The following is a 15,335-nucleotide window of genomic DNA, read 5'->3' as shown; positions in this document are numbered from 1 at the left end:
TATAAGGCATATACCTTTTGTGATCAAGCTATCAGTTTTTCATTTACAATCGGCATATTTGGTAAAAGTGTTATCTGATAAACAAAAACGTATATTCCACGATTATTTAAAATGAAATATTCATTTCCACATGCTAGATTATATACATCAGAACGATTTATGAATTGTACATAGATTATATGGCTGGAAACAAACAGGAGTTCACATGTATAACATCGCCCTTTTCGGGGCCGGCAGAATTGGCCAGGTCCACTCAGTCAACATTGCAGCTCATCCGGATACGACATTGTATTCTGTCATTGACCCGTTTGCTGAGAACGCAGATAAATTAGCAACCAAGTATGGCGCAAAAATACAAACAACAGAAGAAGCATTCGCAGATAAAAATGTTCATGCAGTTCTGATCGCATCGGCAACAGATACACACGCAGAATTGATCGAGCTGGCGGCAAAAGCCGGTAAAGCTATCTTTTGTGAAAAACCGGTTCACCTGGATATCGAACGGGTACGTCAATGCCTGAAAACCGTGGAAGAAAACCACGTTCCGCTCTTTGTTGCCTTTAACCGTCGTTATGACCCTCAGTTCCGTCGTGTCCGCGAACTGCTGAGTGCCGGTAACATCGGTAAAGCAGAATCACTCCTGATTACTTCCCGCGATCCATCTCCGCCACCGGCAGAATATGTCAAAGTCTCTGGTGGGATGTTCCGTGATATGACGATTCATGATTTTGATATGGCCAGATTCATCATGGGTGAAGATCCGGTGTCTGTCTTTGCACAGGGCAGCAATCTGGTTGATCCGGCGATTGGTGCTGCTGGCGATATCGATACGGCATTTATCGTGATGAAGTTCCCTTCCGGTGCACTGGCAACGATCTCAAATACCCGTCGTTCCGGTTACGGCTATGATCAGCGGATTGAACTGCATGGTGAAAAAGGCCTTCTGACCGCAAATAACATCAAAGAAAATGCCGTTGAGCAATGGAATGAAACCGGCTGTACCGCGGCGAAACCAGAGCACTTCTTCCTGCAACGTTATGATGCGGCTTACAAAGCGGAATGGGCACATTTCGTCGATGTTCTGGCTGGCAAAGCGACGCCGGAATGCTCAGGTTATGACGGTGAGTTTGCCTTGCTCATGGCTGATAAAGCACTCGAGTCACTTCAGACCGGTAAAGAAGTCAAATTCTGAACTACCCGATAATAATAAATTTAAATTAATCCAATAACTTCCTCAGTACCATCTGCTCCCTCTCTGCGATGGTACCGGGGAAAACGTGTAAGCAAATTTTGGAGGCTACATGTTAAGTCTGTTGTCATTCATTGCCTTTACCCTGTTTGTTGCCGGGTTCGCCTACTATAAAACCCGGGCAGCACACTTAGAGGAATCATCCGAAGGATATTTTCTGGGCGGGCGCTCTCTGACAGGTGTCTATATTGGTGGCTCAATGCTGCTGATGAATATGTCGACAGAACATCTTGTCGGCCTGAATGGTCTGTCTTTTCGTACCGGCTTTATTGTGATGGCCTGGGAAGTCATGGCTGCAATTACCATTGTATTGTTTGCGATGTATTTCCTGCCACGATATCTGAAACTGGGTATTTCGACCATTCCGGAATATCTTGAAAAACGATTTGATAAACAAACACTGACCATCACTTCCATTCTGTTTTTGAGCATGTATGTGATCTCACTGCTGCCCATTGTTCTTTATACAGGCGCGATTGCTTTAGAAAGCCTGTTTGATGTGTCGAACGTGTTCGCTATCGAAAAATCAAGCGCAATGTGGCTGATGGTTTGGGGCGTTGGTGGCCTTGGAACCATTTACGCGGTTTTCGGTGGTATCAAAGCTATCGCCGCTGCTGATACTGTCAATGGGATTGGTCTGATTACCGGTGGTTTAACTGTCACAGGTTTTGCACTGGCTTATGTCGGCGACGGCAACGTGTGGAACGGCCTGGTTGAAGTTTACCAAAGCCATCCGGATAAATTTAACTCGATCGGTGATAATGATTCACTGGTTCCCTTCTCTACCCTGTTCACCGGTCTTATCATCTCGAACATGTTCTTCTGGTGTACCAATCAGTCGATTGTACAAAAAGCGCTGGGCGCCAAAAACCTTGCAGAAGGTCAAAAAGGTGTTCTGCTGTGTGCATTCTTCAAGCTGCTGATCCCAACCATTATCATTCTGCCGGGCATCATTGCATTTCATGTATTTAATGGTCAGATTGATAATCCGGATAATGCCTACCCGAATCTGGTTCAGCTGGTTCTGCCGGAAGTCCTGGTTGGCTTCTTTGCCGCCGTTGTGGTTGGTGCCGTATTCTCGACATTCAGTGGCGGACTCAGTTCTTCGGTCACACTGTTTACCGTGAACATCTATAAAAAGAGTCTTCGTCCGGACGCCACAGAATTACAAACCGTTCGTGTCGGGAAACTTCTGGGGGCAGGGCTGGCCATCACATCGATGTTGGTTGCCCCGCTGGTTGCCAACGCACCGGACGGATTGTTCTATTTGATTCAGCAATTACAGGGTATTTTTAATTCACCCATTCTCAGTGTTGTGCTGGTTGGCCTGTTAACCAAACGGGTTCCGGCGATTGCCGCCAAACTGGGGCTGGTATTTGGGATGTCCGCCTATATCCTGTTTAACTTCGTGATCAAAGTGGATATTCACTTCTTCCACCTTGTGGGACTGCTGTTTGTCGGCAATGTTATCTTTATGCTGATCATTGGCTACTTTTATCCGCAGGAAGCTTATCAGGATGAATATACAGAGCAGGTGGATATTGCGCCATGGGCATTTGGGAAAGCAGCGGCTTCTCTGATTTGTCTGGCTTCTGTATCGATGTATATCTTCCTCGCACATGATGTACCAGGCTGGCTGATGACTGCCTATTACATTAGTGCAAGTGCCGTACTGGCATTTATATTCTGGTCCATTGCCAGAGAGCTGATCAGAGCTTCTCAGCACAAAGCAGCCGCACAGACAGCGGAATATATGGATTAACAGAGTCTCTGACGGGGTATGAAAACCCGCAAGAGCACCGGAAATCCTCCCCGTTCAGGCGGAGGATTTTCTGCATCTCAGGAAATGAAATCTATGGAAGCATCACTACTGCCAAATATCTTCAGTTTTTTATCTCAGATCAGTCCTTTTGATCGCCTATCCGATGAGGAAACCAACCGGCTGGCAGCCCGGATTGACATTTTGTATCTCATCAAAGGCAAGGCGCTGGCTGAGGAAGAACTGGTGGGAAAAGGCCTGTACATCGTCCGTTCAGGCGCAGTCGAACAAAATAACACCGATCAAACTTTAAGAGCCCGGCTCAGTGATGGCGATTTATTTGGTTTCAGCCAGTTGTATCAGAAAAAACACAGCGCCTATAGTGTCCGGGCGATTGAAAATACGCTGCTTTACCGGATACCGGTTGATGTCCTCAGCGAACTGATTGAGTCATCTCCGGCGCTGCAGGGACACTTTTCAGCGCAGGAATCCGTCAGACTGGCAAAATCAACATCAGTGATTACCACCGACGAATCAATTTACCTGCGTTCTGTCGATTCAATTATGAATACTGAAGTCGCAGAAGTCGCCGGGAATACACCGATTTGTGAAGCAGCCAGAACCATGGTAAACAACCACCGTTCCAGCGCGCTGGTCATGGATGGTGAAAACCTGCTCGGGATTGTCACCGATCGGGACATGACCAAACGCGTGGTAGCAGAGCAGATCGATACCAACCGGCCGGTCAGTGACATCATGACCCGCCAGCCACAAACCATTCCGGCTGGTGCTTCAATGCTTGAAGCCATTGAATTAATGATGCAGCATAATGTCAGAAGTTTGCCGGTCATCCACCACAATAAAATCATGGGCGTCGTGACCGCCACCAGTCTGGTAGAGCGCAGTCAAGCACAAGCCGTCTTTTTAATCAGCCGGATTTACCGCAAAGAGTCCCTGTCAGAGCTGTGTTCTTTAACGGCACAGCGCAGCAATGTATTTAAAACGCTGATTGAAACCAGAACACATCCACGCACAGTTCAGCACATGATGACCCTGATAGCAGACGCCTATAATAAACGGCTGTTACAACTGGCAGAAAAAGAGCTCGGCCCGCCACCCATCCGCTACGTCTGGTTTGTCGCCGGTTCCCAGGCCCGGTACGAAATACATAATTTATCGGATCAGGACAATGGCATTATTTTGCAAAGGCCCCCTTCTGCACAGGAACGCGCTTACTTTCAGCAACTTGCTGATTTTGTGTGTCAAGGCCTCGACCAGTGCGGTTACACACTCTGCTCCGGTAACATGATGGCCAGCAACCCGCAATGGCTGACCGATCTTGAAAGCTGGCAACACCAGTTCGGCCAGTGGATTAAATATCCGGAAACAGAAGCGCTGCTCAATGCCTGTGTCTTCTTCGATATCAGGCCCCTGTTTGGTGACCCGACACTGACCACGGCTCTAAAACAAAAAATCAGCAGCTTTTTACATGGCAACAGCCGTTTTCTTTCGATTATGCTGGCGAACTCTTTGCGGACTTCACCCCCTTTAGGCGTGTTCCGGCAATTTGTCTTTGAAAAAAACGGGACAAACCGCAAAGAATTCAATATCAAAAAGCATGCGGTCAATTTGCTGGTTGAACTGGTACGGATCTATGCTCTCGCCGCCAAAAGTAAAGAAACCACACTGGAAAAGCGCATCAAGGCTGCCATTCATGCCCGGCTGCTCAGTGAGGAAGGTGGCAGAGAAATTATGGAGGCTTTTGATTTTATCAATCAGGTCCGGTTTACGCACCAGTACAACGCCTCAGAGCATCTGGAAGCGATGAGTAACAATATTGCCCCGGAATTACTCACACAATTTGAAAAAAACCACTTAAAAGATGCATTCCGGATTATTTCAAGGTATCAGGAATTTGCAGAAAGCCAGTTCAAATCATTTGGGATTTTGTCATGATAAAAAAGCTGCTCCGGACATTAAATCCACTGCATAAGCTGGAAAAACAGCGACGGGCGTTTATAAAACGCGGTGATGTTCCGTTGTCTGTCAGACGTTATTTTGAAACCCCGCTGCCCAACAGCAATACACCGCTGAGCGAGCTGAATTTTGTGGTACTCGACTTTGAGACCACCGGACTGGATCCGGCAGAAGACACCATACTATCCTGCGGGATGATTGAAATAAACAATCATGTCCTGTCACTTTCGACAGCCAGTCATTGCTACCTGCTGACTCATCAGGGGGTAAAACCGGAAACCGCAGTCATTAATCATATTCTTCCGGAAAACTTAACCGGCGGATTAGATCAGGCGCAGTTTACTGAAAAGCTGTTAATCACCCTGCGCAATAAGGTTGTGGTCGTTCATGGTGCCACCATTGAAAAGCGTTTTCTGGAAACATTACTGGGTTTGCCCGAAGGTGTTCACCTGCCGGTAATTTGGATTGATACCCTGGTGCTGGAAAGCTCACTGTATGTAAACAAGCACAATTTTAATGTGGATTATCGTCTGTTCAAAATCCGCGAACGTAAATTACTTCCCCCCTATCTGGCTCACAATGCCCTGGCTGATGTTGTGGCAACAGGAGAACTGTTGCTGGTGCTCATGCAGGAAATTTTTCCACAGGGAGATGCCACCCTGAATCAACTGTATACCCGATCGACGCCAGGAGGATAACACCTGCCACAAAATAAAAATGATGATGGCGCACACCGGTGTTTCTCTGTTGTCTTGAAATAACGGGTCTTGAAATATCGGGAATTGAAATAACTGGTATTGAAATAACCGGTACTAAGATCTTAGATGGCCAGTTCGCCGGAATGAGTCTGCAACAGCAAACACATTCCGATCACACATCAAAATCAGGACAACGCCCCTTCTTCCCAGATCTGACGATAAAGTGCCACCATTTCACCAGCTGTCGGTACTTTCGGGTTATTAGACGGAGAGCCCGAATCCAGCGCCTGCTGTGCCATCACCGGTAACAAACGAAAATAGGTTTCTTTATCCACGCCATAATCTAAGAGCGAAGGCACAGACAAATCACGATTCAGCGCCCGAAGCTCATCGACCAGTTTCTGGCAGGCAACCCGGTGATTATCAGCAAGGCTGGCAACGCCAATCGCCCGCGCGCACTCCGCATAGCGGGCTTTCGCCTCCGGCACTGAAAAAGCAGTGATAGCCGGAAGTAACATCGCATTGGATAACCCGTGCGGCACATGGAAAAAGGCACCCACAGGCCGGCTCATCCCATGAACCAAAGCAACCGAAGCATTCGAAAAAGCAATCCCGGCAAGTGTCGCACCAAGCATCATCGCCTCGCGGGCACTTTCATTATCCGGCTGGCGATATGCCTGACGAATATTCTGTGCAATCATTCTCATCGCACTCAAAGCCTGCGCATCAGAAAAAGCACTGGCTTTGCGGCTGACATAAGCTTCGATAGCATGCGTCAGTGCATCAAGTCCGCAATCTGCAGTCACCCGCTCCGGCAACGATAAGGTGAGTTCATAATCGACCAATGCCGCAACCGGCATAAACCCCAGTCCGGCACATAACATTTTCTCATCTTTCAGGTCATCAGTAATAACGGTAAAGCGGGTGACTTCTGAACCCGTGCCGGCTGTGGTTGGTATAGCAATCACCGGTAATCCGGTTTGTGAAACATCCCGTGGAAATTTGTAATCACTGACTTTTCCACCCAATTTACCCACGACAGAAATCGCTTTGGCGCTATCAATCGGGCTACCGCCGCCAAGCGCGATAATTGAGTCAAATCCGCCCTCCCGGACCATGGTCACACCCGCTTCAATCGAGCTGACCGTAGGCTCCGGAATCGTCTCTGAAAAAACAGAGGCTTCAATACCTGTTTTCATTAATTGTTGCTGGATCTGATTTGAATACCCCAGCTCAACCATCACTTGATCGGTGATAATCAGCGGGCGACAAACACCCAGTGTAACCATCGTATCCGCAATCTGACGGGAAGCACCTTTCCCGACATGCATTATTCTGGGTAACACAATTCGCGCACTCATCCTCTGCTCCTTCATGATACTTAAATTGAAAATAATATTTCAAATACTTATATCACCGAAACAAATATTCACCAATTTATTTCATTGATCAACTTAATGAAATTTTCATTTCAAAAATAGAAAGTTAAGTTTAATAATTGAAAAACAGTTATAATCAATTGAATTTTAAATAGTTAAAGTAATAATTTTATCTATATCCATTCTCAAAAACTAAAAATAATCATTGATGTGAATGTTTTAAACTTTAACCATAAAAAAATAAATGTTTCAATTAATAGATAACATGAAATAAAGGTTTAACCCGGAGACCGGAAAAACCATCACTATCAATCAATTGGAGTGTCCCGTGGATCTTGGAATATTTGGCATATTAATCTCGTTAGTCATGCTGATGTACTTTGCCTACAGAGGTATGTCGGTTATCTGGCTGGCGCCCATTCTGGCTTTAATCGCTGCTTTGTTCTCAGCCGGAACACACATGATGGCCAGCTACACTGAAGTGTTTATGTCCAGTGCCGCTGGTTACGTCAAACTGTATTTTCCGGCTTTTCTGCTCGGGGCTGTATTTGGCAAAATCATGGATGTGTCCGGCGCAGCAAAGGCGATTGCCAGAGTGATTACCGGAAAAGTCGGCAATCAAAATGCGATTCTGGCGGTCGTTCTTGCCGTATCGGTGCTGACTTATGGCGGCGTTTCTATGTTTGTGGTGGTATTCGCGGTTTACCCGATTGCCGCTGAAATTTTCCGTGACAGCAATGTTCCCAAACGTCTGATTCCCGGCACAATTGCGTTGGGGTCCTTTACTTTTACCATGACAGCTCTGCCCGGCTCACCACAGATACAGAACACAATTGCCATGCCATTTTTCGGCACCACGGCCTATGCCGCCCCCATACTTGGCATGATTGGCGCTGCAACCATGTTCGGTCTGGGGCTCTTGTGGCTGAAACGTCGCGAAGCAAGTGCCAGAGCAGCGGGTGAAGGCTATGGCGATCATGCCGATGCATTACCGGAAAGTCATGAGGATGAAAACCCGACACCTTCGGCATTTTTATCTTTCATTCCGATTATCATCGTCCTGCTCCTTAACTTTCTGATTGTCACGTTTTACTATCCAAACGTGAACACCGGCTATTTGTCTGACTACGGGACATCACTCCAGAAAGTCAAAGGTATGTGGAGTCTGATTATCGCGCTGACAGTGGCAATAGTGGTCGCATTGATGATTTTCCGCCGTCATATTCCCAGCCTGAGAGAAGCCGTCAATCAGGGCGGAGAAAGTTCAATCATGCCCATCATGAATACGGCTGCTGCCGTAGGTTTTGGCAATGTCATCAAATCTTTAAGTGCATTTGAGCTGATCAAAGAGATGATTCTTTCCGTTCCCGGTACACCTTTATTGTCTTTTGCCATGTCAACCAGCCTTCTGGCCGGCATTACCGGCTCAGCATCTGGTGGTTTAAGTATTGCACTGGATGCATTAGGTGAGATTTATATTCATCAGGCTGAGACACTGGGTATCAGTCTGGAAACCCTCCACCGAATTGCATCCATCGCCTGTGGCGGACTCGACTCGCTGCCGCATAATGGCGCAGTCATTACCCTGTTGGGAATTTGTGGCATGACCCATAAAGACGCTTATAAAGATATCTTCGTGTGTACGCTGGCAATCCCGATGATTGCAACAGGTGTGACCCTGATTTTTGCTTCTTCAGGCGTGGTCTGAAGTCATACCAATGCCACCTGTTTTCCGGATCAGGTATTGATTGCGATTCGTATCACAGCGTTTTCAGATGCCCCCCAGGCGTGTCGTTTTATCCGGGATCTGATGATCCTGACGATGCGCCTTTCACTTTCATTTCAGATAACTTTTTATTTCAGATGACTTTTTATTTCAGGGGACTTTTTATTTCAGAGGAGTGTTTTACTTCACGGGACTGCTCGCTTCAGAAGAAAAGTCATCTCAAACTCCCGAAAAGCGAAACGAAAATTTATATTTCAAAAAAAATGAAACACACATTTTCATCCATACTATAGCTGGTGGTGCTTCACCAGATCAGGTATTGAAAAAAATATTTCACTATTAAGAATAAATTAAATAGAATAGTGACGTCATCAGATATGGAGCAGATATGGCAACAGCAACTACACTTTCAGAATTACAGGATGAAATTCGATTTCGCTATGGTGAGCTAAGCAAGCGGTTACAGCAAGTCGCTGCTTATATACTGGATAACAAAAACAGTGTTGCGTTTGAAACTGTCTCAGTGATTGCCGAGCAGGCAGAAGTCCCGCCCTCTACACTCATCCGCTTTGCCAGTGCATTTGGATTCAGTGGTTTTAATGAAATGAAGCAACTGTTTCGCAGTAATCTTCTTGAAGAAACATCCAGCTACACAGACCGGGTGAAATTACTCAAAGAGCTGGATGGCGATCCGGAGCCACCAGAGAAACCCATCGATATTCTGCAGGAATTTACCAGAGCTAACGGTCATGCCATGCAACAGCTGGCTTCACAGACTTCACCGGAAAAACTTGAAGAAGCGGTGCAACTCTTATCATCCGCAAACAATATTTATGTGGTTGGCCTTGGCCGTTCTTTTAGTGTCTCTTCGTATCTGACTTATGCATTCCGCCATTTAAATAAACGCGCCTTCCTGATTGACGGGCTGGGCGGTATGTTCAAGGAACAACTGAGCATGGTGGAAACGGATGATGTTGTCATTGCCATCAGCTTTTCCCCATACGCCAGAGAAACGACTGAGATCAGCGATGCACTGGCTAAACTGGGCACAAAACAAATCATCATCACCGACAGCCAAATCAGTCCGCTGGCTTCTTTCAGCGATGTCTGTTTTGTCGTCAAAGAAGCAAAAGTCGATGCTTTCCGCTCTCAGGCCGCTTCGCTGTGTCTGGCGCAGACCCTTGCGGTGTCGCTGGCATATTACAACGAAAACAAAACAAACCGGCAATAAGCACAGCCGGCATGAACCTGCGTTCTGAGCAATTATCCGGCCAGCCGGCCGGAGCGCTGGCGTTTCCGGTCACGGAGTTTATACACCACCAGAGAAGTCAGAATCAGCAGGCAGCCGGTCACTTTATGAAAACTCATCTGCTCACCGTAAACTGTCATACTCAGCATCACCGTCCATAGTGGCTCTAAGATCATAATAATTGCCGCATTAGAAGCCGAAGTATGCTTTTGTCCGGCAATCTGAGCCAGAAAACGCAGGCAGGTCGCAGGAAGAATACTGGCACACACCCAATACCACACCGAAGTATCGACGCTTTGTGGCCAGCTTTCTGCCAGCAAAGAAACCAGAACGGCCAACAACCCGGTTGATAAAAACTGGAGACATGTCAGCGGTAAAACCGGAATCGATTTAACGTACAGGCCATTGAGATTAAACTGCAAAGCCAGCGTCAGGGCCGCAATCAGAAAGGTGATCTGACTGGCAGAGGTATGCCATTCCCCGCCCCCGGATAACATATAAAGTCCCAGAACAGCCACCGGCAGTGCCTGCCAGAAACACTTGCCCGGCTTTTGCTTCATCAGTGGCCAGGCCATCAGCGGCGCAAATAACATGGAAAGGCTCATAATAAATGCGCCTTCACCCAGAGCATCGGTCACAGAGACGGAGTAAATCCACAACAATAAAACCACGCCCTGCAGCAGTCCGGCAAAAGCTGCTTTCATCACATCCCGCATCGCTAATTGTGTCAATGCGGACAGGCACAAAGGCATTAATATCAATGATGCCGTCACAAAACGAATACCGATAAAAGCGAAAGGCGGAATGCCTTCAATACTTTGTTTTGAAAATATCCAGCCACATCCGGCCATCATCGTAGCGAATACCAGCAACAATTCAGCCTTGCTGCCAGACTTCAGGCCACTGTTTTTTATCATATCAATTATCCCGGTGTTAAACGCTCGCGACTCCCCTGAGTAACAAGCCGTGACAACCTGAAAATACAAGCTTCAGGCCGCCAGAGACTATAGAGCAAAAAGCGACAGAATGAAATGAAATTTTCATTTGAAATAAATTATGGAATATCAAAAATCAGGTCTGATGACTGGCTCTGCAACATCACCGGGCTGGCGGCAGAGCCAGGGGCAGTTAACGCGACATATGTGCAATCAAATCGAGTACTTTATTTGAATATCCGGTTTCATTGTCATACCAGGCGACCAGCTTGACGAAATGGTCTGTCAGTGCCATCCCCGCTTTGGCATCAAACACGGATGTCCGGGTTTCACCAATAAAATCCTGAGAGACGACATCATCCCCGGTATAACCAAGAATCCCAGCCATTTCGCCTTCAGCAGCCGCTTTCATCGCCGCACAAATCTCAGGATAAGTCGCTGCATTTTTCAGGTTTACGGTTAAATCGACGACGGACACATCGGCCACCGGTACCCGGAAAGAAGTTCCGGTGAGTTTGCCGTTCAGTTCAGGTAACACCTTTCCCACGGCTTTGGCTGCACCGGTAGAGTAAGGAATCACATTCTGCGCCGCACCACGGCCGATCCGCCAGTCTTTTCCTGCCGGGCCATCAACGGTGTTTTGTGTCGCTGTGATTGCATGAATGGTTGTCATCAGGCCAGATTCAATCCCCCAGTTTTCATGCAAGACTTTCGCGACAGGCGCAAGACAGTTTGTGGTACAGGAAGCATTCGAAACAATCGTCTGCCCGGCATAATCCTGATGATTCACGCCCATGACAAACATCGGTGTATCATCTTTGGATGGCCCGGTCAGCACCACTTTCTTTGCTCCGGCCGCTAAGTGAGGACAGGCACTCTCTCTGGTCAGAAACAGCCCCGTAGCTTCAGCAACCACGTCAACGCCCGCCTCATCCCATTTCAGGTCAGCCGGATTTTTCTCTGCACTGACCCGGATAGCTTTCCCATTAACTATCAATTGTCCGTTTTCTACAGAGACACTACCTTCAAACCGGCCATGCGTTGAATCATATTTCAGCATATATGCCATATATTCAACGTCAATGAGATCATTAATCGCCACGACTTCGATATCATGGCGTGCCAGTGACGCCCTGAAAACAAAACGCCCGATCCGGCCAAACCCGTTAATCCCGACTTTAATCATAATCGACTCCTGTGTACTGGTTACATTCCTCAAAAAGATCTGAGTATTAAAACATTATCTTGCTGAATGTTTTCAATGTAGCCGTACAGGGTTTTGTCGTAAATGACATATATCGATCAATTTAAGACAAAACTTCAAGGCGCCGGATTCAGGCTGTGAAACCGTTCACGATACTCAGTTGGTGTGACTTGTAAGTGGCGTTCAAATACACGGCGCAGATTAATACTGCTGCCCAGCCCGGTTTCTGCTGCAATCTGTTCGATGCTTGTGCGGGTTTGTTCCAATCGCTCTCTCGCCGCATTCAAACGAACCATTTCTACATATTTAGCGGGGGTCGTCCCGGTTTCACGGGTAAAAACACGGGTGAAATTGCGCGGGCTCATCGCGACCTTGCCGGCCAGACTCTCTACCGATAAATCCTGACGGGGGTTTTCCATCACCCACTGCTGAAGATCGCGGATCGGGCCCGGTGTTTTTGCCTGCTCCGGAAGATAATGGCTAAACTGAGCCTGTCCACCCGGCCGGCGCAGATACATCACCAGCTCCTTTGCAACATCACGGGCCAGCGTAAAACCATAGTCAGCTTCAACCATCGCCAGCGTCAGATCAAAGCCGGAACTTACCCCGGCTGACGTCCAGACCGGGCCATCCTGTACATAAACCGGCCCCCGCAGAACCTGAATATCGGGGTACTCTTTTTCCATCCGGTCCAACAGCCGCCAATGCGTTGTTGCCCGCCTGTGGTTCAACAACCCGGCCTGAGCCAGAATCAACGCACCACCACACACCGAAGCCACCCGACGGACATGAGGAGCCGCCAGTCTCAGCCAGTCAGCAATCTCAGCACGTTCAGCGTCCTGATGACCTTTTCCGGTGATGATCACCGTATCATATGGCTGGCCTGGATCCAGTTCATTCAGGCTGGCATCAGCCAACAAGTTCAGCCCCGATTGCCCATGAACAACATGATACGGCTGACTGGTTGCAATCGTGACCTGATAAAGTGGTGTTGACGCTGGGGAGAGAAAATTCGCATGCTGCAAAATATCTGCGATACCGGTCGCTTCAAACAACATACCGCCATCCGGGACAATAATCAGAAATGAATACATCACATTCGCTCACAATAAATACACCTTGGCTTTAAATGTAATTTTCATACAAAAAATGTCAACTCACTTATCAAGTATCAAACCTTCATACCCTATTAACAATTGCTTAATAAACAACCTATATGCTCAACCTGTAAACAATATTGATAACAATAACAGCAATGGAGCAATGACAATGGCGTCATCCAACAAGGATTTAAAAGAAACTGAGTTTAGTGCCATGATTGAGGCAAACCTCTCCCGCCGTGGCTTTCTGAAAGGCAGTGCAGCAACCGGTGTGGGTTCTTTTCTTGCGCTGAACCCGGTCATGTCAGCAATCGCTGCTGAACCTACATCAAAACTGCTCAACTTTAAGCCGATCCCTGCATCAACAGCGGATCAGGTCATCGTTCCTGCCGGTTACCGGGCCACTCCCCTGATTTCCTGGGGAGATCCGATTTTCACCCATGCACCGGCATTCGATCACAGTGGCAAGCAACATGCTGACGCTCAGGAAAAACAGTTCGGTGATAATACGGATGGCATGAGTTTATTCCCGATCAGTGAAAACCGGGCGGTACTGGCAATCAACAATGAATATACCAACTATGAGTATCTGTTTGACCATCAGGGAAAATCGATGACAGCCGCAGACGTGCGTAAAGCGCAGGCGGCTGTCGGTGTGACCGTGGTCGAAATTGTCCGGCAAGGGAAAAACTGGCAGATTGATCGCGCCGGACAGCGCAACCGGCGGATCACTGCAAATACGGCGATGCAGCTGACCGGACCGGCTGCCGGTCATGCGCTGCTGAAAACCCAAAATGACCCGACCGGCACCAGAGTGTCCGGCACGTTTAACAATTGTGCAAACGGACAAACCCCCTGGGGCACTTACCTGACGTGTGAAGAAAACTTTGATGATTTCTTCGGCAGTAAGACATCCCGGAATCTGACAGCTGATGAAAAACGCTATGGTATGGCAGCGAAGAAAAGCCGCTATCAATGGGAACAGTTTGATGATCGCTTTGATATCTCACAACATCCGAATGAACCGAACCGTTTCGGCTGGGTGGTGGAAATTGACCCGAACGATCCGGAATCAACGCCATTAAAACGGACCGCGCTGGGCCGGTTTAAGCATGAAAATGCCGCATTCGTTCTGGATAAAAGCGGTCATGCGATTGTTTATATGGGTGATGATGAACGGGGCGAGTTTTTATACAAATTTGTTTCGAAAAAGCGTTACCAGCCTGGTAACGATGCGGCGAACCGGGAATTGCTGGAAGATGGCACCCTGTATGCTGCAAAATTTAATATGGACACCAAATCACTCAAAGGCGGCGGTCAGTGGCTGGAACTGACCTACGGGAAAAATGGACTGACCGCTGAAAATGGGTTTGCCAGTCAGGCAGAGGTGTTAATTTTTGCCCGCCGCGCCGCCTCGGTTGTCGGTGCCACAACCATGGATCGCCCGGAATGGGTTGCAGTCCATCCCGGTCATCAGTATGTATTCTGTACCCTGACCAATAATAAATATCGTGGTGTCAAAGACGGCCAGCCCGTCGGCGGCCCGAATCCACGGGCAAAAAACCAATATGGGCAGATTCTTCGCTGGTTACCGATTGATGGCGATCATACACATGATCATTTCGCCTGGGATTTGTATCTGGTGGCTGGCAACCCGGAACTCCATTCAGATCTGTATGGTGGCAGCGATAACATCACCAAAGACAATATGTTTAACAGTCCTGACGGGCTTGGTTTTGATCAAGATGGCCGTTTATGGATTCTGACGGACGGGAATTATTCCAATCAGGGTGACTTTGCCGGGCAGGGTAACAATCAGATGTTATGCGGCGACCCGCTGACCGGAGAAATCAAGCGTTTCTTAACCGGCCCGGTTGCCTGCGAAATCACCGGCCTGACATTTTCACCGGATCAGAAAACCATGTTTGTCGGGGTTCAGCATCCGGGGGAAAAAATGGCACCATCGCACTTTCCTGAAGGCGGGAAAAGCAAACCGCGCTCAACAGTAATGATGATTACCCGTGAAGACGGCGGTGTGATTGGCGCTTAACGAAAGAGA

General features: G+C 47.8%; 11 protein-coding genes. 7 read left to right on the top strand and 4 right to left on the bottom strand.

The features are described from left to right. Positions 1 to 205: 205 nt before the first annotated feature. From iolG to OCV29_RS19785, 4 genes are all read left to right on the top strand, one after another. On the top strand, positions 206 to 1,192 hold the full coding sequence (gene iolG / locus OCV29_RS19800) for an inositol 2-dehydrogenase (protein WP_073602127.1): 987 nt from the start codon (positions 206 to 208) through the stop codon (positions 1,190 to 1,192). 109 nt (positions 1,193 to 1,301) lie between these two features. After that, entirely contained in the window at positions 1,302 to 3,011 is a 1,710-nt protein-coding gene (locus OCV29_RS19795) for a solute:sodium symporter family transporter (RefSeq protein ID WP_073602126.1), read from the top strand. A gap of 18 nt (positions 3,012 to 3,029) precedes the next feature. Then, the gene (locus OCV29_RS19790; RefSeq protein ID WP_245796761.1) at positions 3,030 to 4,964 is read left to right on the top strand and encodes a DUF294 nucleotidyltransferase-like domain-containing protein; all 1,935 of its coding nucleotides are present in this window, start codon (positions 3,030 to 3,032) and stop codon (positions 4,962 to 4,964) included. After that, a complete protein-coding gene (locus OCV29_RS19785; RefSeq protein WP_073602125.1) occupies positions 4,961 to 5,683 on the top strand; it encodes an exonuclease domain-containing protein in 723 nt (240 codons plus the stop codon). The genes OCV29_RS19790 and OCV29_RS19785 overlap by 4 nt, the downstream gene beginning before the upstream one ends. Positions 5,684 to 5,868: 185 nt before the next feature. On the opposite strand, the gene OCV29_RS19780 is transcribed toward OCV29_RS19785, so the two are convergent. Continuing rightward, on the bottom strand, positions 5,869 to 7,044 hold the full coding sequence (locus OCV29_RS19780) for an iron-containing alcohol dehydrogenase (protein ID WP_073602124.1): 1,176 nt from the start codon (positions 7,042 to 7,044) through the stop codon (positions 5,869 to 5,871). A gap of 346 nt (positions 7,045 to 7,390) precedes the next feature. Here OCV29_RS19780 and OCV29_RS19775 point away from each other — a divergent pair, with 346 nt between their 5' ends. Then, on the top strand, positions 7,391 to 8,770 hold the full coding sequence (locus OCV29_RS19775) for a GntP family permease (protein WP_073602123.1): 1,380 nt from the start codon (positions 7,391 to 7,393) through the stop codon (positions 8,768 to 8,770). Between the two features lie 406 nt (positions 8,771 to 9,176). Then, positions 9,177 to 10,019 carry a MurR/RpiR family transcriptional regulator gene (locus tag OCV29_RS19770; protein WP_073602121.1) on the top strand — a complete coding sequence of 281 codons (843 nt, stop codon included), beginning with the start codon at positions 9,177 to 9,179 and terminating at the stop codon, positions 10,017 to 10,019. 32 nt (positions 10,020 to 10,051) lie between these two features. Here the strand turns inward: OCV29_RS19770 and OCV29_RS19765 are convergent, their stop codons facing one another. The 3 genes from OCV29_RS19765 to OCV29_RS19755 form a co-directional block, all read right to left on the bottom strand. Beyond that, on the bottom strand, positions 10,052 to 10,954 hold the full coding sequence (locus OCV29_RS19765) for a DMT family transporter (RefSeq protein ID WP_139281486.1): 903 nt from the start codon (positions 10,952 to 10,954) through the stop codon (positions 10,052 to 10,054). Between the two features lie 211 nt (positions 10,955 to 11,165). Further along, a complete protein-coding gene (gap, locus tag OCV29_RS19760) occupies positions 11,166 to 12,161 on the bottom strand; it encodes a type I glyceraldehyde-3-phosphate dehydrogenase (RefSeq protein ID WP_073602247.1) in 996 nt (331 codons plus the stop codon). Positions 12,162 to 12,292: 131 nt separating this feature from the next. Next, positions 12,293 to 13,270: a GlxA family transcriptional regulator gene (locus OCV29_RS19755; protein ID WP_073602120.1), complete on the bottom strand. Its 978-nt coding sequence runs from the start codon at positions 13,268 to 13,270 to the stop codon at positions 12,293 to 12,295. A gap of 175 nt (positions 13,271 to 13,445) precedes the next feature. Between OCV29_RS19755 and OCV29_RS19750 the strand changes: the two genes are divergently transcribed. After that, positions 13,446 to 15,326: a PhoX family protein gene (locus tag OCV29_RS19750; protein WP_370737156.1), complete on the top strand. Its 1,881-nt coding sequence runs from the start codon at positions 13,446 to 13,448 to the stop codon at positions 15,324 to 15,326. The last annotated feature ends 9 nt before the right edge of the window (positions 15,327 to 15,335 follow it).

Origin of the sequence: Vibrio aerogenes (genome assembly GCF_024346755.1) — a bacterium.
In the GTDB taxonomy this organism is placed as follows: Bacteria; Pseudomonadota; Gammaproteobacteria; order Enterobacterales; family Vibrionaceae; genus Vibrio; species Vibrio aerogenes.
This window is presented reverse-complemented; position numbering and strand designations above follow the sequence as displayed.